Source organism: Salinivibrio sp. PR932, assembly GCF_001996125.1.
In the GTDB taxonomy this organism is placed as follows: domain Bacteria; phylum Pseudomonadota; class Gammaproteobacteria; order Enterobacterales; family Vibrionaceae; genus Salinivibrio; species Salinivibrio proteolyticus.
This window is the reverse complement of sequence record NZ_MUFM01000021.1, coordinates 1-21,096: the sequence shown is the minus strand read 5'-3', so window position 1 is coordinate 21,096 and position 21,096 is coordinate 1. Positions and strand designations below refer to the sequence as shown.

Genomic DNA, 21,096 nt, shown 5'->3' with positions numbered 1-21,096 from the left:
GAATATTGCTAAACTAGGTACTTTTGCACCTTGTCGCTACGGCGTGAATACTTTGGCGTAGAATCCCGATTTGAATAGCGATTGCTACGCCACCAACTGCCGCGGCGGCATAGACAAGCTGAGTCACCGAGAGGCCGTGGCCGAGCCACAGCCCACCCAAAAGGGTACCCACAGCACCACCAAGGTAGTTTGACGAACCATTCAGTGCAACCACCGCAGCGCTGTGCTCCGGTTGGAGGCTAATCAGCGTGTGTTGCTGTGGCGCGAGCGACGACCAACCGGCAGCGCCCCACAAGAAAAATGGCACAAAGGCAATGATGGAGGGCAACGGCAAGCTACTCGGAATGCTCAAGATGGCCACGGACATGAGCGTTAGTATCCCGAGTAAGATGGCTCGTGGGTGTTTTACCCAGTCGATCAAATGGCCGATGGTGAAGCTACCCATCATGCCGCCTAGTCCCCAAACCCATAAATATGGCGTGAGGTTAGTGTGTTGTGTGATGCCCGTAATTATAGGTGCGAGATAAGCGTAGAGCCCCAAGCTAGTGACAGCAGTCAGGAAGGTGACAGCAATGGTGGCAGACACCGAGCGATTGGCGAGCAATGCGACACGCGCTTTCAGTGATGGCGGTGGTGCGACACAGATATGGGGCACCCCAAGCAACACGCCAATCAGCCCAATAAACGCGATACCGACTACAACGGTGAAGACGCCTTGCCACCCCAGCCAAGTGGCGAGAGCAAGGCCGGCAGGCACGCCGATGACAGTACCTGCACTCATGCCACCCAGTAACAGCCCTAGTGCGCGACCTTTCTTTTCTGTAGGCACCAAAGAGGCGGCACTCGCCGCCGCTAAAGGAGAGAAAATACCGGCGCCTATTCCGGCTAGTGCACGACTTGCCAGCAACATGGTTAAGTGGGTGCTGAATATCGTGACAAGGTTAGCGAAGATAAATACCAGCATCGATAGCACGAGCGCCTTTTTGGTTGGAAAGCCCGCCAACAATGTCGCCAAGATTGGCGCAGAAAGGGCATAGCACAAGGTAAAAGCCGTCACCATCTGTGCGGTTTGTGCTTCTGTGATCTGAAAACTGGTCGAAATGTCCGGAATAATGCCCGCCACGACATAGGCATCCATCCCGAACGCAAACATGGCAATGGGTAAAAATAAGATGTTTTTCATGGGCATCCTAGCGCGTGAGTCTGAGAAAAGTCGCGAATGTGTCGCCATGTAGCGTGCGGATAGCGAGGGGACAAAAGCGAGAAACTGTGTTATGCGTTAGGAATGTAACAAAATGTGACTGAAGGCTGCAATCACACCCCATTGAAATAGATTGTGATGGGGAGGAAACTATTTTTGACAATATAAACAAAGTATTACGTAGGAAATTGAGAGGAGCCGACCACTAGATAAACCAGTGGCCGACGTGTTACTTAGAAGTGATAGCTAACCATCGCTTGAGCTGCCCACTGGTTCGCGCTATCGACGATTGGCGAATCAGCAATGTCGCTGCCTAAACGGGTATATTGTGTGGTTTGGCTAATATCCCAGTTTTCACCCATTGGTACGACAAGTTTGTAGCCAACATTGTAAGCAAAGGCATCATCACCTTTATAGGCGGCGCGTTGTGCCGTGGCTTCGCTGTCTTTCACACCAAAATAGTGGTCAACATAGTCTTTGCTCAACCAATCAACACCGGCATAAGGGACAAAGTCAACATTGCCGAAGTGGGTGAGGTGCATGTACTTCATGCCTGCATTGAAGCCATCGTATTCACCAGTGATGTCATGACCTACATAGGTAGACAATACGCCACCTTTGCCTGTGTTGATGTCCATATTGATACCGCCATCAATGGCTGGATCACGATCTTTCATGCCTTTAAGAATATCTGCGTCTTTGCTTTTGTAGCCAGGCGTTAAATGACCAATATAGGCATTGAGGTTCACAGTATCATCATTGTTACCCAAGAAGCGGTAGTTAAGGCCATTGGAAAGATCCGCGTTAAAGTTTTCGCCGTTGTAACCGAGGTTAAACTGCGGATAGATGTTTTTGTCTTGGTCTTTATAGAGATCGCTGGTGACACCTACGCCAATGCTGGCAACTGCTTGGCCTTCATGTGAATAAATGTTGCCGTTACGAATATAGGTGTCGCCAGCATATGCAGTACTAGAGGCGATAGCCGCGATGATAATTGCTAGTTTTTTCATGATTACTTCCTTTAATGATGTTCACCACTGGGGTTGGCAGTAATGTAAGCGCACTAGCAATCAGAGAATATCGTCAGTTCGTCAGGAATTGTCTGACATCTGTCAGAGCAGGAATCAGTTGAATCGATAGGGAAATTGGTATACTTGTTACCTTTTAGTGATGATGTGACCAATCAAAATGGAAGAGAAACTGCACCTGTTTGTGGTCGAGGACGACCCCAAAATGCGCGCAATGTTAACGGAATACTTCGAAGCGCAAGATTACACCGTAACGGCATTGGCAGAAGGCACAGGCGCGGCAGAGAAAATATTGGCAGCGCAACCCGATTTGGTATTGCTGGATCTCATGCTGCCCGGCGACGATGGGCTGACAATTTGTCGACAGATCCGCAATGGTTACCACGGTAGAATTTTGATGTTAACTGCCAGTGATGACGATTTTGATCATGTGGCTGCGCTGGAAATTGGTGCCGATGACTTTGTCAGTAAACCGATTAAACCCCGCGTGCTTATGGCGCGTGTACGTATGCTGTTGCGTCGTCAATCGGACACGGTCATGTCATCCGCTCCCCCAGGGGTGCTGCAATATGGAGGCCTTGTGCTTAATCAAGCACGCCGGCAATGTAAGCTAGATGAGCAAAGTATCACTTTAACGGAAAGTGAATTTGATCTCCTGTGGCAACTAGCCTCGCATCCCGATTCGGTACAATCTCGAGACACGCTTACCCAAGCACTGCGCGGGATTGAATATGATGGGATTGATCGAACCGTAGATAACAAAATCGTCACGCTGCGCAAAAAACTGATGGATGATTCTGCAAGTCCGCGCCGGATTATTACGGTACGGAGTAAAGGCTATTTATTTGTGCCTGATACTTGGTAGTGCTTATCCAAGTGCAATAGGTCGTTGGATTGAGGTAGGGGCATGCGCCGCATTTATTTAGAGTTCTTCTTTGGCTTGGTTATTATTTTCTTTGCCAGCTTGGTGACGTATGTCGTCTTGGTGTATGAAATCACCGATGATCATGATGCTATTCTGTTAGAACGACGAGCGGATGGTCTTGTTGATATGTTGGATATCATTGAGGCAACCTCAGGCACGGACGCGGCGCTGGATGCGCTAAAGGCATACACCCATAAAGTTGAATATGCGCTAGATACTCACCCGGCTGAGCACTTGCCTGTCGCGGTAAAAAATTACTTCGACCGTACCGATAGACAATTTGATGTCTACTACGACGATGATGACAAGTTGTGGTTCCACCTTGCGGATATGCAGGTGTTCTACACCTTAAAAGAGGATCCAAACTCCCCATTACATCGTGCAATAGCCTTCGAAGATAATTTGCTGATTGTTTTTCTTTTTGTTGGCTTTGCCATTTACAGCTTTTTTATGGTGTGGTTTTTAAGCCGTCGTGTTCGCGCGTTAGAGAAAACGGCTTTACAGTTTGCTGGGGGAGATTTAAATGCCCGCGCATCAACACGTAGCCACCAACGTGTCGGGTCGCTGAATCGTACCTTTAATCATATGGCAGACCGTATTGCCAATCTTGTGAGTAGCAGTCGAGCACTGACCAATGCGGTTGCACATGAATTGCGTACTCCCGTATTTCGTATTCAGTGGCAAGCAGAGTTACTTAGCGAGAGCCCGCTGGATACCAAGCAGAGCCAAAAAGTTGCCAGTATTATTGAGGATACCGACGAAATGGCGTCACTCGTTGATGAGCTCTTGTACTTGGCCCGCGTTGATCATCCTAATACACTCTTCACACCACAAACGTTAGATACGTCTGTGTGGATGAATGAACAATGGCCGCGTTGGCAGACACTAAGCACCAAATCCGTGAGCTTGGATGCACCGCAGGACTTGCCCAGTATTGAGGCGGATCCACACCTGCTAAAACGGGTGATTACCAACTTAATTGGTAATGCGGAGAAGTATGCGGTAAGTCAAATCGCCGTGCGTGTCTATTGTGAGGATACGCAGCTGGTGATTGCGGTCCACGATGATGGTGAGGGCGTTGATCCGTCACATTGGCCGTTTATCTTTGATGCGTTTTACAGTGCAGATCGTTCCCGCGATAAAAAGCGTTCCGGCTATGGTTTGGGGCTTGCGATCGTCAAACAAATTGTCACCCGCCACGGTGGCAATGTTGAAATCGACCATAGTGATTTAGGCGGCGCATGCTTTCGGGTCATCTTACCTTGTTAATATAATGTGACTCAGCCAGTGTTAAGTTGAGAGGGCGGCATTCGTCGCCAACGGGTATTTCGCGTATAATACCGCCCACATCGACAACATTAGGGGCACTATGAAACATCGTACCTTCGTCTTTATCGGCATGGCGATTTTTGCTGTGACCGTCACCATTTTGATCTCATGTCAGCGCCCCCAAGCTCCCCTTGTTCCTGATTTCCAATCTTTTGCCGCGGGGGCAGAGCGAAAGCAGGCGTTTTTTGATTACTTCACCCCTGTGGTTAATGCCATTAACAGCCAAATATTGGCGGATCGCACCGCATTAATGGCATGGCATGCGCGTAAAAGTGAGCTAAGTAGCCGAGAAATAAAACGCGTCCAAGCGCTCGCCGAACAGTATGAGCTTAAAGACTTTAACGTCGACCAAGAAGCAGACTGGATGGCATTGATCCAACGGGTGGATATTATTCCTCCGTCGTTGGTGTTAGCACAGGCGGCGAACGAGAGTGCGTGGGGCACGTCGCGGTTTGCACGGGAAGGGAATAACTACTTCGGCCAGTGGTGCTTTAGTAAAGGATGTGGACTGGTCCCTAATCAAAGAGCGGAAGGGAAAGTGCACGAAGTTGCAGCGTTTGATAACCCGCAAGCCTCGGTACAAAGCTATATCAATAACTTAAATACTCATGCCGCGTACCAAAGGCTACGCGAGATCCGCGCCAACCTGCGTGAGCAGAATAAACCACTGTCAGGCGCAGCACTCGCCAATGGGCTGGTACGCTATTCAGAGCGTGGTCAGGCCTATGTGGACGAGTTACAAGCGATGATCCGCCACAACCAACTGGACATGCTCGACCAGCCATCATCCTCATCCAATAACGACTAGGAAAGCCAATGATTACCCGTTTGCCTCGGTGGGTTGAAGCCGGGGCGTTTGTGTTAGCGCTGATCGCCGGTACCATCAATGCGATCGGTTTGTTGGGCTTTGAACATCAAGCCGTGTCGCACGTGTCAGGCACCGCGACGCAATTTGGCTCGGGGTTGTTTGCAGGCCAATGGACACAAGTTATCCAACTGGGTGGCTTATTGTTGGCTTTTTTCCTCGGTGCCGCGATTTCCGGATGCTTATTGCATGGCAGCACGCTTAAATTGGGTCGCCATTATGACTCGGCACTGTTTGTCGAAGCTGGGCTAATTGTGGTGGCGTTTTATTTTCTTTCTCGCGGTTTTGCCATTGGTCAGTTGGCCGCGTCGGCAGCGTGCGGCTTGCAGAATGCGATGGCGACCACCTACAGCGGCGCGATCGTGCGATCAACCCACTTAACTGGCATCTTTACCGATTTAGGATTGATGCTAGGGGGGAAGGTGCGCGGCAATCCAGTGGATAAGCGCAAACTGATGCTCTTTTTACTGATCGCGTCTGGCTTTATCGTCGGCGGGGTAGTGGGTGCGGCGCTTTTTGCGCACTTCCATTTTGCTGCCCTGCTGTTTCCCGCAGGGTTATGTTTTGTGGTGGCTCTGTGTTATCGCGGGTATATGACACGCCAGCGTTTAGTGACCCGCACTAGCAGCAAGTAATTATACAACTCATTAACAATGCGCGTTTTCGCGCATTTTCTAATGTATTTATTGTGCATCGCATCGAGTCAGCCAACTTGACGGAGCCTTCGGTACGATCGTCGGGCCTTTCCCTTGTAGCGGTGGCTTCCCGTGTCACCATTCGCGCGTCTTTTGGCGGCTAAAAGTTTGTCTTAAATCAAACAAGTGTGAGTTTGTATTTCGAATTCGCGCATTGTGTGATGATCTCGCCGTCTTTGTGACACGGAAAATGCCACACTCCCGTTACGATACAGTAACAAGGAGGCCCCATGCCAAATAGCCAGTATATTGAAACGGATGTGGTCATCATCGGTGGGGGTGCAACCGGCACCGGCATCATGCGAGATTGCGCACTGCGTGGTATCTCATGCATTTTGCTCGAACGTGACGATATTGCGGCTGGGACATCGGGGCGCAACCATGGACTGCTGCACTCTGGGGCTCGTTACGCGGTCACAGATACCGAATCGGCCCGTGAATGCATTCAAGAAAACACCATCCTTAAATCCGTTGCTCGCCACTGCGTGGAAGACACCAGCGGACTTTTTATCACCTTGCCGGAAGATGATTTAGCGTACCAAGACACCTTTATTGCCAGTTGCGATAAAGCCGGTATTCCGACCCGAAAACTGACACCACGTGAAGCGTTAGCGCTCGAACCCAACGCGAATCCAGCGATGATTGGCGCGGTGCAAGTGCCGGATGGCATTATCGACCCCTTTCGTTTGTGTGCCGCGAATGTGTTGGACGGCAAAGAGCACGGTGGCAAGGTGTTTAACCATACCCGAGTGACGGGATTAATTCGTCAAGGGGCGACGGTGCAAGGCGTCCAGTGTTTGCATACCCTCACCGGCGAGCGTTTTGCCATTATGGCGAAGCAAGTGATCAATGCCGCAGGGATTTGGGGGCAGACAATCTGTGAGTATGCCGATCTGAATATCAAAATGTTCCCCGCCAAGGGCTCATTGCTGATCCTCGACTATCGGATTAATAACCGGGTGATCAACCGCTGCCGGAAACCGGCAGACGCCGATATATTGGTGCCCGGTGACACCATTTCCTTAATCGGCACCACCTCTGAGCACATCGAGTACGATCAGATTGATAAGCTCGCGGTGACGCCACAAGAGGTGGATGTGCTGATGCGCGAAGGGGCTAAGCTCGCCCCCATCATGGCCAATACACGCGTGTTGCGCGCCTATGCTGGCGTGCGGCCTTTGGTCTCGGTAGATGACGACGGCAGTGGTCGTAATATCAGTCGCGGCATTGTGTTACTCGATCACCAAGCACGCGATGGGCTGGAAGGCTTGATCACTATCACTGGTGGCAAGCTCATGACCTATCGTTTGATGGCCGAGCAAGCCACAGACTTGGTGGCTGAAAAGTTGGGTAACCGCAACCGTTGCCAAACTGCGATTCGCCCGCTACCGGGCTCTGAGCCTTCTAAAGGGATCCGTAAAGCCAGTGCCAGCTTGGTGAAACCTGTCTACCAATCCGCCTATTACCGCCACGGTGAGCGCGTTAGCCATTTTTTAGATGAAAGTGACGACAGCCAAGCGGTGATTTGCGAATGCGAAATGGTGACCAAGGGCGAGGTGAACTATGCGATTCAATCGCTGGATGTGAAAAATCTCACCGATCTGCGTCGGCGCACTCGTCTGGGTATGGGGCCTTGTCAGGGTGAGTTGTGCAGCTATCGTGCCGCTAGCTTATTCAGTGAGCTGGCTGGGATAGATGGCCAAGCCAGTGCAGGGCTGCTGGTGGACTTTCTCGAAGAGCGCTGGAAAGGCGTGAAACCGATTTTTTGGGGCGATGCGCTACGCGAAGCCGAATTTAGCTATTGGATTTATCAAGGATTATTTGGCGCCGGTGAGGTGCCAATGCCGCCGAAGGCACCGCGCAGTAGCGCTGAGATAAAGCGTGCTGCACCGACGTCAGCGGCTGATCAGGAGGTATCACAATGATCCACTACGATATCGCAGTGATTGGTGGCGGCATTGCCGGGTTTACTGCCGCATTGCGGTCACTGGAAGCGGGCAAGAAAACCGTAATGATTAGCGCCGGACAAAGCGCGCTACATTTCTCGTCAGGCTCCATTGATGTATTGGGCCATTTTCCCAATGGTGAGCCGGTCAGTCAGCCTTTTGAAGCGATTCCGAAACTGGTGCGCCAGCACCCTGAGCATCCCTATGCCAAAGTCAGTTTAGAGGAAATCACCCAGTCACTCGCTTGGTTCCAACACCAATTGAGTGCGCAAAAGGTGTGTCTGTATCATCAAGAAGATAACGCCAACCACGGCCGCATTACGCCATTAGGTACTGTGCGCCCGACTTGGCTATCGCAAGGGCATGTGTATCAGCATCGCGGCCCGCGTCGTTTCTCTGGTTTGTGTTTTGTCGCCATTGAAGGCTATCGCGATGCGCAACCGACGTTAGCGAAAGACACCATTACCGCCCAGCGTGATTTTGCATCCTGCCCAAGCCGCACCATTACGCTGTCGATTCCGGGAGCCGAGCGATTACGCCGTAACCGCAATGAGCTACGCTCGGTGGATCTTTCTCGTTTATTGGCTGAGCCTGATGCCTTTGACAGTCTGTGCGAGCAACTAATCATGCAGTCCGGCCCAGATGAGCTGGTGATTTTACCCGCCATCATTGCCGATGTGGCCGGCGAGCGGGGGATGGATGCACTTAAACAGCGCACCGATCGCTGTTTTCACGAAGTGCCAACCATGCCGCCTTCACTGCTGGGGATCCGCATTGAGCGTGCGTTACAGCGGGCTTTTGCTAGCGCGGGTGGGGTATTGCTGCGCGGCGATCAAGTGACTGGCGGTGAATTTGACGACAACGGTCGCCTTACCGCTTTGCATACGCGTCAACTCGAAGATATTCCGTTAACCGCAGAGGCAGTGATCTTGGCCACGGGCAGCTATTTTAGTCGCGGTCTCAATGCCGACCGCACTCAGGTGAGCGAACCGACGTTGGGATTAGACATGGTGCAAAGCCCTGATCGCAGCGAGTGGCGCAACGACGACTTTTTCAGTCAGCAAAGCCACCCCTTTATGGCGTTTGGCATCAACACCGACAACCAACTGCGTCCCACCGCACGCGGCAAGCGCTGCCAAAACCTGTTTGTGTGTGGTGCGGTACTCAGTGGTTACGATCCCGTCTATGAGGGCTGTGGCGGTGGCGTTGCGATCGCAACTGGCTACGCCGCCGCGCAACGTGCGCTCGCTGTGATGGCGAACGCTAAGGAGGCGTCCCATGCTAACTGAATGGCTGAAACAGCGTGACTATAGCGACCATGCGCCGCAACCCACCAGTTTTGACCAATGCATTAAATGCACGGTCTGTACTGTGTATTGCCCGGTATCAAAAGCGAACCCTGCGTATCCTGGCCCCAAAGAGTGTGGCCCGGATGGTGAGCGTCTGCGGATCAAAAACCCTGACTATTATGATGACCTGCTCAAGTTATGCACCAACTGCAAACGCTGTGAGACCGCCTGTCCTTCCGGGGTGAAAATTGGCGACATCATTGCGGTGGCGCGCGGCAAACACGGCAAGAAAAATATCAATCCTAAGTTGATGCGTGATTACGTGCTAAGCCATACCGACTTGTTTGGCACGCTTGCTAATCCAGTAGCACCGTTGGTGAACGTGATGACGGATCTGAAACCGGTGAAAGCGGTGATGCACGCCACGATTGGGGTGGATAAACATAAATCTCTACCCAAGTATTCGTTTGGCACCTTTCGGCGTTGGATGAAAAGCCAAGCAGCGACACAAGCGGATTATCCTAAACAAGTCAGTTACTTTCATGGTTGCTATGTGAATTTTAACAACCCGCAGCTTGGTAAAGACTTAGTGAAAGTGATGAATGCGATGGGGTATGGCGTGCAATTGCTCGAGAAACATAAGTGCTGTGGCGTGCCTCTAATTGCCAATGGCTTTTACGATAAAGCGCGCCGCAACGCGACCGCCAATACCGCGATGATTGCCGATTCGGTTGCCGAGCATCGCCCTGTAATAGCCACCTCCTCATCGTGTGCGCTGACGTTAAAAGAAGAGTATCCCCACGTACTGGGAGTGGATAACGCCCACGTGGCAGGGCAAATCAGCTTTGTGACTCGCTTTTTACTCAAAGCGGCCATGAATGGCGAGATGCCCAAGCTCAAGCCTATTAATAAGCGAGTGGTTTACCATACCCCTTGTCACTTGGAACGCAGTGGTAATGCGATGTTTACCATTGAGCTGTTACGAATGATCCCAGGCTTAGAGGTGATTGTGCTCGATAGTGAGTGTTGTGGCTTGGCAGGTACCTATGGGTTTAAAACTGAGAACTATCAAACCTCGATTGCCATCGGTAGTGGCTTGTTTGCTCAGATTGAAGCCGCGCAGGCGGACTTTGCGATCACCGACTGTGAAACCTGTAAATGGCAAATTGAAGAAAACACATCGCTGGAAGCTTTGCATCCGGTGAGTGTGCTAGCGATGGCGGTTGGAGAGCCAGCAGCGCCGTAATATTCGTTGCAAAGAAAAACGCCACCCAATACGGTGGCGCTTTTGTTACGTGCCCAGTCAGATTTACTGCTTAGCTTGCGATGTGTTCGATGCAGTCGATTTGCCCATCGACTCTTCAAGCAAGGATTTCAGCACACTGATTGTCATGAGGATCAGAAGAATACTGATAGGCAATGCGGTGACCATATTGGCCGTTTGCAGTGCCTTCAATCCGCCTGCGACCAACAGCACGGCGGCAACCGCCCCGATCATCGACCCCCAAAAAATACGGAAACGCTTCGGTGGATGCTCATTGCCCATTGAAAGGATCGTGGTAAGCACCAGCGTGCTAGAGTCGGACGAGGTGATAAACCAGCTAAATAGCAAGAAAATCATCATGGCATTGAGGATCCATCCAGTGATGCCACCGCCGGTGATCCCATCGGCACTGGCAAAGAGTGCAGCGGGTAAGTCCCAGCTATTCACCAAATCAATGATCCCTGCGCTACCAATCCCAGTGTCAGCGACAAGCTCTTGATGTAGGGCATTACCACCAAAGATAGCGAGCCAAGCAAAAATCATCAGTGTCGGCGCGCACAGCACACCAAAGATAAATTCGCGTAGGGTACGACCGCGTGAAATACGCGCAATAAATAGGCCAATAAAGGGCGCCCAAGCAATCCACCATCCCCAATAGAAAATGGTCCACGCATTTTGCCATGCAGCGGGACCTTGCTCATCAGGGAACCACAGCCCCATTGGCATAAAGTTCACCAAGTAGTCACCCAGCGAGACGCCAAAAATCTGAATCAGCCAAGCTGTCGGGCCACCAAACAGGAAGTAGGCGATCACAAGGGCCGAGACAATAATGTTCCACTCAGAGATAATCCGAATCCCTTTACCCACGCCAGATAGCGCAGACATAATGGAAGCCACAGAGATCAGCGCAATGAGTATCACCTGAGTGACCACACCGGGATCAATCCCAAATAAACGATCCAGCCCCACGGCAATTTGGCTGACGCCTAACCCCAGTGAGGTCGCGACACCAAATACACAACCCAGCACGCCAAGAATATCGATGGCATGCCCCATCGGGCCATAAATACGCTCACCAATGAGTGGATAGACGGTCGAACGTAGGGCCAGAGGCAGTTTCTTACGAAACGAAAAATAGGCCAACGCGAGCCCGACAATCACATACACCGCCCAGCCATGAAAGCCCCAATGGAAATAGGTGACTCGCAACGCATCGGCGGCACGATCAAAGCCCATGGCGGTCGCCCCAGCCATATCGGCATACGGGTTGTTGGGGTAGCCGAACGCACCACTTGTATCAAAGTAGAACGTGGGTTCGGCTACCCCAAAAAACAGTACGCCAATCCCGACACCAGCCGAAAAAAGCATGGCTAACCAAGAAAACGTGCTGAACTCGGGGCGATCGTCATCATCTCCCAGACGGATGCTGCCTAAGCGCGTGACGGCAATGATCAAACTGGTCGTGAGAAGCAACACCAGCACCATCATGTAGTACCAACCAAAGGTGGATTCGACCCAGCCTCGTGCAGTTGCAAAAATCGTGGCAGCAAGATCGGTGTTAAAGCCTGTAAACAGTACGAAGGCGAAAACCAGAAGGGTAGCGGCGATCATCATATTTTTGTGAACGCCTTTGAAAAGGCCGCTTTGGGTTACGCGGTTTTCAAATGGGTGATAAGTCGGGCGCATTGATTCGGCGCCGGGTGTACTTCGTGTACGTTGCGTTGACATGAATAACTCCTCTTTCAAACGCGAAAAATAGGGGTAGCGGTAAGCGCTAATGGTGCTCCTTAAACAAGCGGAAAAATTGACGAACTATCGGCTCGCCGCATGGCTGCTGTCGGCAAAAGTTGGCAGCCTGTGAAAACGAATTCGGGCAGCAATGTACTCAATATTCCCTATATTTGCAAAAAAATGAGGGATAAATCACAGCTAAAAGTTGTAAAACGCCGAGAAAATCAGCAAAAAATGTCGATAAGACGACCAAGTTAGACTGGGCTTCGTATACTGAAAACAGACCTAAACGTGACCGCTTTTTGATGGGAGTAGCTTCATGAAACCTCAACCTTCTGCGCGCGATACCATGCTGCAACTTGGCTATCTGGGTTTGGTTCCGTTTATTGGCGGGGTAATTATTACTTGGGCCGATTTAACCTTATTTGGACTCAGTGGTGAGCAGCTATTTTTAAGCTACAGTGCGGTGATTTTAAGTTTCTTATCTGGCGTGTTGTGGGGCAATGGTATCGACCATTTTTCCCATAAACTCAGCCGTAATGCATTATTGCTGAGTAACTTATTCGCTCTACTGGCATGGGGGGCACTCATTCAAGGGGCAACGCAATACGTGATCGCCACTGGCATTCTCACTGCGGGTTACTTGGCGGTATGGTTGGCTGAAAAATGGATCCGAAAGAGCGAACGAGAGGAAGAGCAGCCCGCCGCTTACCAAGTGATGCGTGGCCGTTTGACTGCGGGTGTTGTGGGCTGTCATGGCTTACTGTTACTGGTGGCTTAACGTTAGCTTTTGGTCTACTGTCGCGAGTTATCTTGACAATGAAAAACGGATTTAGATTGAACCTATCACAGTGATTGGTCGTACCCGTTAGCTTACTGACAAAAGAATAATTAGTCTTTTATCAATGCCAATAGGTGTAGCGGGGGGCAAAATGACGATCATTCAATACTTACGAGTAATTTTTCTCACATTAGGTGTCGCTGTTGCGGTCAGCGGCGCTTATTTATTTAGCGAAATTAAAACGGTGAAAGTGCAGTTTAATGACGTTGTTGAGCGTAATGTTCGGCTTCTTAGTACTGTCTCTGATCTCCGTTATTTTACCGTGACCTATCGTCGCTTCGCGCTGGATTATGGCCTTACAGATAGCCGCCAAGAACACCGTGATATTTTGGTGAAAATTGAACGCAATGATGAGGCAGTTAGCCAAGCTTTGGCTGACATGGAAGCCTTGACTGTGCGAGATGCCAATAGTCTAGCGGTGGCAGATATTGCCGATCGGCTGGATGCGTATCGCCAAATGCAGAACGACTATATCAGTTTGATCGATAACGGTCAGATGGAAGATGCGCGCCGTAAAATGCTTGGGCCGATGCTGGCACCTTTTGATCAGATTGTGGCGAACCTTGCCACTTTACAAGCATCTATAGAGGACCAAGCTAACGCGATTAAAACGCGTGAGGCGAATAAAATCGAACAGCTAGTTTATATTGGCATCGCGGTCATTATCGCGCTGATCGCTTTGATGGTGGGGGTAGCCCTGCTTCTTCAACAGCGTATTCGTGGTCCGCTTGCGCGCTTGGTGGCGCAGATGCAGCGAGTCGAGAGCGGCGATTTAACCCAACGTCTCACCTTAGATGCGTTTAATCGTGATGAAATCGGGCAAGCAGCGCAGACATTTGACCAAATGCAAAGCAGTGTAACGGCACTGATTAGCGCTTTAGTCGCGGGAACTGAGCGTTTGCAAGCGGTGAGTGATGAGCTATCAAACCAAGTGACCGACACTGTTAGGAGTGTTGAACAACAGCGTGGCGAGTTATCACAATTGGCGAGCGCGATGACGCAGATGGAATCCACTTTTGGGGAAGTTGCTACCAATACGGTCAATGCGGCGGAGCAAACAGATAAATCACGCGATTACGCTGAACAAGGGCGTGATATTTTTGAACAGTCGTATCAGCAAAGTGTGGCGGCACAGGAGCAAGTGAATAAAGCGTCGCAAGTCATTGAGGCTTTAAGCGCAGACAGTGAAAATATCGGCAAAGTGTCTGAAGTGATCAGTACGATTGCAGAACAAACCAACCTGTTGGCACTGAATGCTGCGATTGAAGCAGCGAGAGCGGGTGAGGCCGGCCGTGGCTTTGCGGTGGTCGCTGACGAGGTTCGCGGCTTGGCGACCAAAACCCAATCATCCACGGATGAGATCAACCAAATCATTGAAGGACTACAAACCAAAGCACGCCAGGCCTATCAAGTGATGACGGATAGCCAGACGCTCACCCAAAAAGGCTTGGACGACGCGAAACGCGCGGCAGAAGCGATAGAAACGATTAATGCAGCGACACAGCGAGTGTCCGAAATGACCGGAGCGATTGCGACCGCCACAGAGGAGCAAACCACGGCAGCGGCCGATCTGAACCAAAATGTATCGGCGATTCACCGTGCAGCGGAGTCGCTAGCTGAGACTGCAGAAAAAACGCGTGACGCCTATGAGCGACTAGAGAAAGAAAACGCCAGCATTCGCGAGCAAGCCCAAGCGTTTCGACTCTAACCGCAGCCTTGATGCAAAATGCGCCTAACCGGCGCATTTTTTGTGGGATGAACTGAACTAGCGAAATAAATAGAGAGACAGAAAGTAATTCACGTTGTGATTGATGGTTCGCAGTACCGCGGTTGTGCTGGCGTTGGACTGCTCGGACACATCCCAGGGTACAAATTTTCCATAGCTGGGCAGTGCAAGGCCCGATTGCACTGCGGCAGGCGAAAGGGCGACTAAATAGTCAACATAGTTCAACGATAAGCCGGCCAAAGGCACCGGCACAATGTCCGCGGTTGAGATTTGAAATTGAATCAACGCCCGTGCGGCCGGTTCGGTTGCCATGTCAGGGCTGGTGTGACAGCACACGATCTCAAAAAACGCTCCGGCTTTGTTCTGCATAATGGCGCTTGCCATTAACGAGGCGCCCTGAAGCCCATCACACAAAAACAGAACCGACGGTTTACTGGGTTGGGTTTGGGTGTTTTTTATTCTCGCTCGATGCGACTTAATTGAGCGCGCGAGGCTATCGTTTGGCTCCGCCATGATGAATCCTTACGGCTGTTCCCTGTTTTACGCCAGGATGTTGTGCAGCCCCATGCCACACGACTTAAATAGTGCTTATACCCGTGTCTAACCGGCGTTGCAGCACGAAAAAGCTTAGCTATATCCTAGCGATACCGCCGCGCAACGCGAGCGGGCGAGCGCCAATTTTTGCGTTGCTTACCAAAGGATCAGCCTGTCATTAAAGCTTCATCGTCTCATCAAGGAAGTGTCACGAACCCTGCTTAAGGTGTTTCACAGCTAACCGAGTTCTTCGTCATGTGCAGGTTGGACAATTTGCACAGCACTAACTTAAACAATCGACTTGGAGGTTGATGTGAAACTCAAAGCTCTCTTTGCTGCTACTACAGTATCAATGGCCGTATTGGCCGCGGGTAGCGCAACGGCCGCAAACCGTGACTACATTAGCATCGTTGGCTCTTCTACCGTTTACCCTTTTGCTACTGTGGTTGCTGAGCGCTTCGGTCGCACGTCGCAATACTCAGTACCCAAAATCGAATCAACCGGTTCAGGCGGTGGCTTGAAACTGTTCTGTGCAGGTGTGGGTGAAAATACACCAGATATCACGAATGCATCACGCAAAATCAAAAGTTCTGAAATTGAGCGTTGTAAAGCCAATGGCGTAGACGACATCGTCGAAATCAAAATTGGTTATGACGGCATCGCCTTTGCGAACTCAAAAGCATCGCCACAATATGACGTATCACTGAAAGATCTTTACACCGCACTGGCTAAAACCGTGCCAGACGGCAAAGGTAACTTCATCGACAATCCACACAAAACGTGGAAAGACGTGAACCCATCGCTGCCGAAAACCAAGATTGAAGTGCTAGGCCCACCACCAACGTCAGGCACGCGTGATGCGTTTGTTGAACTCGCCATGGAAGCAGGCTGTTCTCAATATCCTGAAATTGCCGCGCTAGAAGACAGCGATGAAGATAAATTCAAAGCCATTTGTCATGGCATGCGTGAAGATGGTGCCTTTATCGAAGCGGGCGAAAACGACAACTTGATCGTGCAAAAGCTTGAAGCGAATCCAGATGCATTCGGTATCTTTGGGTACAGCTTCCTCGAGCAGAATGCCGATAAAGTTCAAGGCGCAAAAATTGCCGGTGTTGAGCCGACATTTGATGCGATTGGTAGTGGCGAGTATCCCGTATCACGCTCACTCTACTTCTACGTGAAGAAAGCGCATGAAGATGTGATCCCAGGCTTGAAAGAGTATGTGAATGCCTTCACGGCAGAAGATGCTATCGGCGAAATGGGCTATCTGACCGACCGTGGTCTGATCCCATTGGCAAGCCAAGAATGGAACAACGTACGCACTGCAGCGGTGAATCTAAACCCGAATCTGTAATGGCAGTGTGAACGCGAAAAGGTGGCACACGCGCTGTGTCACCTTTATTCGTGTTCAGGAGGAACAATGACCACATCCATGTTGATGACCGTAATTGCGCTGATTGCAATTTCAGGCTTCTTTCTTGCTCGAACACGTTCAATCAAACTGGCTGATATGGCAGGTGGATTGAGCAAGCTTCACTCTCGCCCCAATTACTATGGCTCCTATGTTGCGATTCTCGCCGCCATTCCGGCGTTGATTTTACTGCTGCTATGGCAAGCCGTGGAGCCGAACTTGATCCACAGTTTGGTGATGGCACAGATCCCAGATAGCTACCTTGTGCGCATCAATAGCCATGATTTGGTTTACAGCCAAATCGGGAACATTGCCAGTGGCATCACCCAAACTGACGATGCTGTCTTGTTAGCAGCGGCTGAACACTATCAATCCCTCCATGCGTTAGGGAACACCTTGCGTTTTACCGCCATGACAACATTGGCGTTGGCCGGGTTTGCCTTTGGATGGCGCTCGCTGCGGCCGCGGTTAAGAGCCCGCAACCGTGTCGAGAACGTGATGCAGGCGTTTTTGCTGCTGTGTTCGACGTTAGCCATTCTAACCACCCTAGGCATTGTGCTCTCAGTGCTGTTTGAAGCCCTGCGCTTTTTCCAAATGATCTCGATTACCGACTTTATCTTCGGGACAGAATGGTCACCGCAAATTGCTTTACGCGCAGACCAGCAAGGAGCAAGTGGCTCTTTTGGCGCGATTCCACTGTTCACCGGCACCTTGATGATCTCGATTATCGCCATGTGTATTGCCGCACCAGTGGGGCTGATGAGTGCCATCTATCTCGCTGAATACGCCTCACCGCGCGTACGCAGTATCGTAAAGCCGATTCTTGAAATTCTCGCCGGTATTCCGACCGTGGTGTATGGCTTTTTTGCCGCTTTGGTCGCGGCTCCGGTAATTCGCGACATTGCACAAGCGATTGGGTTTGAGAGTGCGTCCTCGGAAAGTGCACTGGCTGCAGGGTTTGTCATGGGGGTGATGATCATCCCGTTTGTGTCATCACTATCTGATGACGTGATCACCGCGGTGCCGCAGTCATTGCGCGATGGCTCACTCGGATTGGGGGCGACGCCATCTGAAACCATCCGCCAAGTGGTTATTCCAGCCGCGTTACCGGGCATTGTCGGGGGGCTCTTGCTTGCCGTATCCCGTGCGATTGGCGAAACCATGATTGTGGTCATGGCCGCAGGCCTTTCGGCCAACCTCACCGCGAACCCACTTGATTCGGTCACCACGGTTACCGTGCAGATCGTAACCCTGCTGGTGGGCGACCAAGAGTTTGATAGTCCGAAAACGTTGGCCGCGTTTGCACTGGGCTTAACGCTCTTTGTTGTGACGTTAGCGCTGAACTTTGTTGCGCTCCGTATTGTGAAGAAATATCGAGAACAATATGACTGATAAAATTGCACAGATCGCGCAAAACAAGCGCGCCCGAGTAAAAGCAGGCCTTGCCAAACGACGTGGACGCGAAGGACGCTTTCGTTGGTATGGCATTGGGTCGATTTTGTTGGCGTTTACGTTTTTGGTGGTATTGCTAGGATCAATTATCTCGCAAGGGTACACCGCCTTCTACACCACAGAAATTCGTCTCACGGTCGATTTAAGCGCCGAAAAGCTTGGCATTGAGGGCAAACCGCTCAATGACGAAACATTGCAATACCTGAGCTATCGCTCGGTGCTGGCCGATGCCATTTTTGCTACCTTGCCGGACGTCACGTCACGTACGGATAAGCGCGAGCTATTCCGCTTCCTTTCCACGGGGGCGGAGTACGATTTGCGCGACCGTGTGGCTGCAGACCCTAGCCTTGTTGGACAGCAAATTGATATTTGGGCGCTTGCTGGAGACAACGTTAACCAGTTCAACAAAGGCAATATCGACGGCAACTTACCGGAGTCTTATCGTCAGTTTAAAGACAAGCACATCGGTTGGTTTAACCAACTGCAAAGCGATGATCGGATCCGTACCGTGTTTAACACCCGCTTTTTCACCAACGGTGATAGCCGCGATGCCGAACTCGCTGGAATTTGGGGGGCGACGGTCGGATCCTTCTACACCTTACTGGTCACCCTAGTACTGAGTTTTCCGATTGGGGTAGCCGCGGCGATTTACTTGGAAGAGTTTGCGCCACGCAACCGTATTACCGAGATCATTGAAATTAACATCAATAACCTCGCGGCCGTACCCTCAATTGTATTTGGTTTGCTGGGATTGGCGGTATTCCTCAACTTTGCCGATCTACCGCGTTCTGCGCCGGTTGTGGGCGGCTTGGTGCTTACTCTTATGACGCTGCCAACCATCATTATTTCCAGCCGTGCTTCCATCAAAGCAGTTCCACCCTCGGTACGTGACGCCGCGTTAGGGGTAGGGGCTTCCAAGATGCAAATGGTTATTCACCATGTGCTGCCATTAGCGATGCCAGGCATGCTCACCGGCACCATCATTGGGATGGCACAAGCGCTGGGTGAAACCGCACCGCTTCTTATGATTGGCATGGTGGCGTTTATTGTCGACATTCCATCTGGGCCTCTCGATGCGGCGACCGCGCTACCTGTACAAATCTATTTATGGGCAGAGAATCCTGAAAAGGGCTTTGTCGAAAACACCTCTGGCGCAATCATGGTGCTGCTGGCATTCCTTGCTTTTATGAATGCCTGCGCCGTGATTATGCGTAAGCGTCTCGAGCGACGCTGGTAAGTCGGGAGAGAAAACCATGACGACAACAACCATGACTAACGCAACTCTTACAGAGCAAACAGTGAACGCGACGCCCCAAAATACCGCAGCCCCCAAAGAAACCTGCGGTGTGCCCTTTGTGGATAACCCGCGAATGACGGCGCGCAATGTCTTTGTGAACTACGAACATGGCGCAAAACCCGCGATCGCAGACGTGAGCCTTGATATTGGCGAGAAAGAAGTTCTTGCGATGATCGGCCCATCAGGCTGCGGCAAATCCACTTTTTTGCGCTGTTTAAATCGAATGAATGACACCATTCCCGGCTGTGTGGTGACGGGCGATATCATTCTCGACGGTGAAGATATTCACCACAAAGAGACAGAAATTGTGGAACTGCGCTCGCAAGTGGGCATGGTATTCCAGCGGCCTAACCCGTTCCCTAAATCGGTGTATGACAACGTGGCTTATGGCCCGAGGATACATGGACTGATCGACAGCAAAGCCGATCTCGATGAGTTAGTGGAGCAATCGCTGACTCGAGCAGGGCTATGGAACGAAGTGAAAGATCGCCTCGACCAGCCTGCCACAGGCTTATCTGGTGGTCAGCAGCAGCGTCTATGCATTGCTCGCACCATTGCCGTCGCGCCAGAAGTGATTTTGATGGATGAACCATGCTCAGCCCTTGACCCGATTGCCACCGGTATTATTGAAGAGCTGATTGCCGAACTGAAGAAAAACTTCAGCATAGTGATCGTCACGCACTCCATGCAACAAGCCTCGCGTGTGTCTGACCGAACGGCCTATTTCCACTTAGGGAGTTTGGTTGAGGTGAACAGCACCGAAAAAGTGTTCAACGACCCAGAGCACAAGCTGACTCATGATTACATTAATGGCCGATTTGGCTAAATAAACGGCGGGGCATAGTGGAGAAAAGCACTGAAAATAGGCTTTTGCTGATAATTTCAGCACTTAAGTGTGAAAAAGTAAAAATGGACTTTACATCGCTCTGAGCTGCCTCTAGTATACGCCCCGTTCCGGAGAGATGGCTGAGTGGTTGAAAGCACCGGTCTTGAAAACCGGCAAGGGTTAATAGCCCTTCTAGGGTTCAAATCCCTATCTCTCCGCCACATACCGAAAAGCCGCTGATAAGTCAGCGGCTTTTTTGCATTCATGCCCCCGCAAACATCCAAACCCTGACCTTGCCAACATTTTAGGCGCTTGTGTCTAAACAGCTATTCTGCACTCTGGTACGCTAACCCTTTATATTTCTGTCTCTTACATGGCCTTTTGGACGCCGCCAACCGAAGGGCGGTAGCGTGGAACGCAACAAAAGCGCCCACATGGATGCACGCTTTCTCATGACCTATTCACACTTTCCCTAGGCGAAAAAATAAAAAACACGAATAATCAATCGGTTAAAAGTACAAGCGCGGGGATAATGTGAATACCTCAACCGGGATAGGCGGCATGCACACTATCACCGAAGAGAGCTTGATGAGATAGATGGAAAAACCACATGCGTATCATGAGGTTATGGATAAAACAGGGCGTATAACGATTTTGACAAATCGAGCACGCGCACTAATACAATGTTAACTTTATTCAGCCAAGGAGAAAGTAAGTTAGTGAAGACGGTTTATAT

General features: G+C 50.9%; 17 protein-coding genes and 1 tRNA gene. 14 read left to right on the top strand and 4 right to left on the bottom strand.

What is annotated here, in order from left to right:
• Nucleotides 1–13: 13 nt before the first annotated feature.
• Nucleotides 14–1,183, bottom strand: coding sequence for an MFS transporter (locus BZG84_RS10925; RefSeq protein ID WP_077479206.1), 1,170 nt, complete (start codon nucleotides 1,181–1,183; stop codon nucleotides 14–16).
• Nucleotides 1,184–1,434: 251 nt separating this feature from the next.
• A complete protein-coding gene (locus tag BZG84_RS10920; RefSeq protein ID WP_443216365.1) occupies nucleotides 1,435–2,214 on the bottom strand; it encodes a MipA/OmpV family protein in 780 nt (259 codons plus the stop codon).
• Nucleotides 2,215–2,389: 175 nt separating this feature from the next.
• On the opposite strand from BZG84_RS10920, the gene BZG84_RS10915 reads away from it, so the two are divergent.
• The 7 genes from BZG84_RS10915 to glpC all read left to right on the top strand — a co-directional run bounded on the left by BZG84_RS10915 (nucleotide 2,390) and on the right by glpC (nucleotide 10,524).
• Nucleotides 2,390–3,094, top strand: coding sequence for a response regulator (locus BZG84_RS10915; RefSeq protein WP_077479204.1), 705 nt, complete (start codon nucleotides 2,390–2,392; stop codon nucleotides 3,092–3,094).
• Nucleotides 3,095–3,136: 42 nt separating this feature from the next.
• Complete coding sequence (locus tag BZG84_RS10910; protein WP_077479203.1) at nucleotides 3,137–4,423, top strand: HAMP domain-containing histidine kinase; 1,287 nt, start codon at nucleotides 3,137–3,139, stop codon at nucleotides 4,421–4,423.
• 100 nt (nucleotides 4,424–4,523) lie between these two features.
• On the top strand, nucleotides 4,524–5,291 hold the full coding sequence (locus BZG84_RS10905; protein WP_108743614.1) for a glucosaminidase domain-containing protein: 768 nt from the start codon (nucleotides 4,524–4,526) through the stop codon (nucleotides 5,289–5,291).
• An 8-nt stretch (nucleotides 5,292–5,299) separates the two neighbouring features.
• Nucleotides 5,300–5,983 (top strand): YoaK family protein, encoded by a 684-nt coding sequence (locus BZG84_RS10900; protein ID WP_077479202.1) that lies wholly within the window; start codon nucleotides 5,300–5,302, stop codon nucleotides 5,981–5,983.
• A 290-nt stretch (nucleotides 5,984–6,273) separates the two neighbouring features.
• Nucleotides 6,274–7,968, top strand: coding sequence for an anaerobic glycerol-3-phosphate dehydrogenase subunit A (glpA, locus tag BZG84_RS10895; protein ID WP_077678205.1), 1,695 nt, complete (start codon nucleotides 6,274–6,276; stop codon nucleotides 7,966–7,968).
• Nucleotides 7,965–9,278: a glycerol-3-phosphate dehydrogenase subunit GlpB gene (gene glpB / locus BZG84_RS10890; protein WP_069588276.1), complete on the top strand. Its 1,314-nt coding sequence runs from the start codon at nucleotides 7,965–7,967 to the stop codon at nucleotides 9,276–9,278. Before glpA ends, glpB begins: the two co-directional genes overlap by 4 nt.
• Nucleotides 9,268–10,524, top strand: a complete 1,257-nt coding sequence (gene glpC / locus BZG84_RS10885) for an anaerobic glycerol-3-phosphate dehydrogenase subunit GlpC (RefSeq protein ID WP_077479200.1) — start codon at nucleotides 9,268–9,270, stop codon at nucleotides 10,522–10,524. Before glpB ends, glpC begins: the two co-directional genes overlap by 11 nt.
• A 63-nt stretch (nucleotides 10,525–10,587) precedes the next feature.
• Here the strand turns inward: glpC and BZG84_RS10880 are convergent, their stop codons facing one another.
• Nucleotides 10,588–12,270 carry a BCCT family transporter gene (locus tag BZG84_RS10880; RefSeq protein WP_077479199.1) on the bottom strand — a complete coding sequence of 561 codons (1,683 nt, stop codon included), beginning with the start codon at nucleotides 12,268–12,270 and terminating at the stop codon, nucleotides 10,588–10,590.
• 322 nt (nucleotides 12,271–12,592) lie between these two features.
• Here BZG84_RS10880 and BZG84_RS10875 point away from each other — a divergent pair, with 322 nt between their 5' ends.
• Both BZG84_RS10875 and BZG84_RS10870 read left to right on the top strand, forming a co-directional pair.
• Nucleotides 12,593–13,054 (top strand): DUF3429 domain-containing protein, encoded by a 462-nt coding sequence (locus BZG84_RS10875; protein ID WP_232112141.1) that lies wholly within the window; start codon nucleotides 12,593–12,595, stop codon nucleotides 13,052–13,054.
• A gap of 151 nt (nucleotides 13,055–13,205) precedes the next feature.
• Nucleotides 13,206–14,822, top strand: a complete 1,617-nt coding sequence (locus BZG84_RS10870; RefSeq protein ID WP_198536729.1) for a methyl-accepting chemotaxis protein — start codon at nucleotides 13,206–13,208, stop codon at nucleotides 14,820–14,822.
• Between the two features lie 57 nt (nucleotides 14,823–14,879).
• Here BZG84_RS10870 and BZG84_RS10865 read toward each other — a convergent pair whose 3' ends face one another.
• Nucleotides 14,880–15,353 (bottom strand): hypothetical protein, encoded by a 474-nt coding sequence (locus BZG84_RS10865; RefSeq protein WP_077479197.1) that lies wholly within the window; start codon nucleotides 15,351–15,353, stop codon nucleotides 14,880–14,882.
• A 334-nt stretch (nucleotides 15,354–15,687) separates the two neighbouring features.
• Here BZG84_RS10865 and BZG84_RS10860 point away from each other — a divergent pair, with 334 nt between their 5' ends.
• The 5 genes from BZG84_RS10860 to BZG84_RS10840 all read left to right on the top strand — a co-directional run bounded on the left by BZG84_RS10860 (nucleotide 15,688) and on the right by BZG84_RS10840 (nucleotide 20,581).
• Nucleotides 15,688–16,728, top strand: a complete 1,041-nt coding sequence (locus tag BZG84_RS10860; RefSeq protein ID WP_069588285.1) for a substrate-binding domain-containing protein — start codon at nucleotides 15,688–15,690, stop codon at nucleotides 16,726–16,728.
• Nucleotides 16,729–16,794: 66 nt separating this feature from the next.
• Nucleotides 16,795–18,177, top strand: coding sequence for a phosphate ABC transporter permease subunit PstC (gene pstC, locus BZG84_RS10855; RefSeq protein WP_077479196.1), 1,383 nt, complete (start codon nucleotides 16,795–16,797; stop codon nucleotides 18,175–18,177).
• Complete coding sequence (gene pstA, locus BZG84_RS10850) at nucleotides 18,170–19,474, top strand: phosphate ABC transporter permease PstA (RefSeq protein WP_077479195.1); 1,305 nt, start codon at nucleotides 18,170–18,172, stop codon at nucleotides 19,472–19,474. The genes pstC and pstA overlap by 8 nt, the downstream gene beginning before the upstream one ends.
• Before the next feature lie 133 nt (nucleotides 19,475–19,607).
• Nucleotides 19,608–20,360 carry a phosphate ABC transporter ATP-binding protein PstB gene (pstB, locus tag BZG84_RS10845; RefSeq protein ID WP_077479194.1) on the top strand — a complete coding sequence of 251 codons (753 nt, stop codon included), beginning with the start codon at nucleotides 19,608–19,610 and terminating at the stop codon, nucleotides 20,358–20,360.
• 130 nt (nucleotides 20,361–20,490) lie between these two features.
• A tRNA-Ser gene (locus tag BZG84_RS10840) sits at nucleotides 20,491–20,581 on the top strand.
• The last annotated feature ends 515 nt before the right edge of the window (nucleotides 20,582–21,096 follow it).

Excerpts from the sequence above, each read along its gene's own strand:
- pstA (WP_077479195.1), top strand. The coding sequence starts at position 18,170 with ATGACTGATAAAATTGCACAGATCGCGCAAAACAAGCGCGCCCGAGTA.
- pstB (WP_077479194.1), top strand. The coding sequence starts at position 19,608 with ATGACGGCGCGCAATGTCTTTGTGAACTACGAACATGGCGCAAAACCC.
- BZG84_RS10870 (WP_198536729.1), top strand. The coding sequence starts at position 13,206 with ATGACGATCATTCAATACTTACGAGTAATTTTTCTCACATTAGGTGTC.
- glpA (WP_077678205.1), top strand. The coding sequence starts at position 6,274 with ATGCCAAATAGCCAGTATATTGAAACGGATGTGGTCATCATCGGTGGG.
- pstC (WP_077479196.1), top strand. The coding sequence starts at position 16,795 with ATGACCACATCCATGTTGATGACCGTAATTGCGCTGATTGCAATTTCA.
- BZG84_RS10905 (WP_108743614.1), top strand. The coding sequence starts at position 4,524 with ATGAAACATCGTACCTTCGTCTTTATCGGCATGGCGATTTTTGCTGTG.
- BZG84_RS10880 (WP_077479199.1), bottom strand. The coding sequence starts at position 12,270 with ATGTCAACGCAACGTACACGAAGTACACCCGGCGCCGAATCAATGCGC.
- BZG84_RS10915 (WP_077479204.1), top strand. The coding sequence starts at position 2,390 with ATGGAAGAGAAACTGCACCTGTTTGTGGTCGAGGACGACCCCAAAATG.
- glpB (WP_069588276.1), top strand. The coding sequence starts at position 7,965 with ATGATCCACTACGATATCGCAGTGATTGGTGGCGGCATTGCCGGGTTT.
- BZG84_RS10925 (WP_077479206.1), bottom strand. The coding sequence starts at position 1,183 with ATGAAAAACATCTTATTTTTACCCATTGCCATGTTTGCGTTCGGGATG.
- BZG84_RS10910 (WP_077479203.1), top strand. The coding sequence starts at position 3,137 with ATGCGCCGCATTTATTTAGAGTTCTTCTTTGGCTTGGTTATTATTTTC.
- BZG84_RS10875 (WP_232112141.1), top strand. The coding sequence starts at position 12,593 with ATGAAACCTCAACCTTCTGCGCGCGATACCATGCTGCAACTTGGCTAT.
- BZG84_RS10865 (WP_077479197.1), bottom strand. The coding sequence starts at position 15,353 with ATGGCGGAGCCAAACGATAGCCTCGCGCGCTCAATTAAGTCGCATCGA.
- BZG84_RS10900 (WP_077479202.1), top strand. The coding sequence starts at position 5,300 with ATGATTACCCGTTTGCCTCGGTGGGTTGAAGCCGGGGCGTTTGTGTTA.
- glpC (WP_077479200.1), top strand. The coding sequence starts at position 9,268 with ATGCTAACTGAATGGCTGAAACAGCGTGACTATAGCGACCATGCGCCG.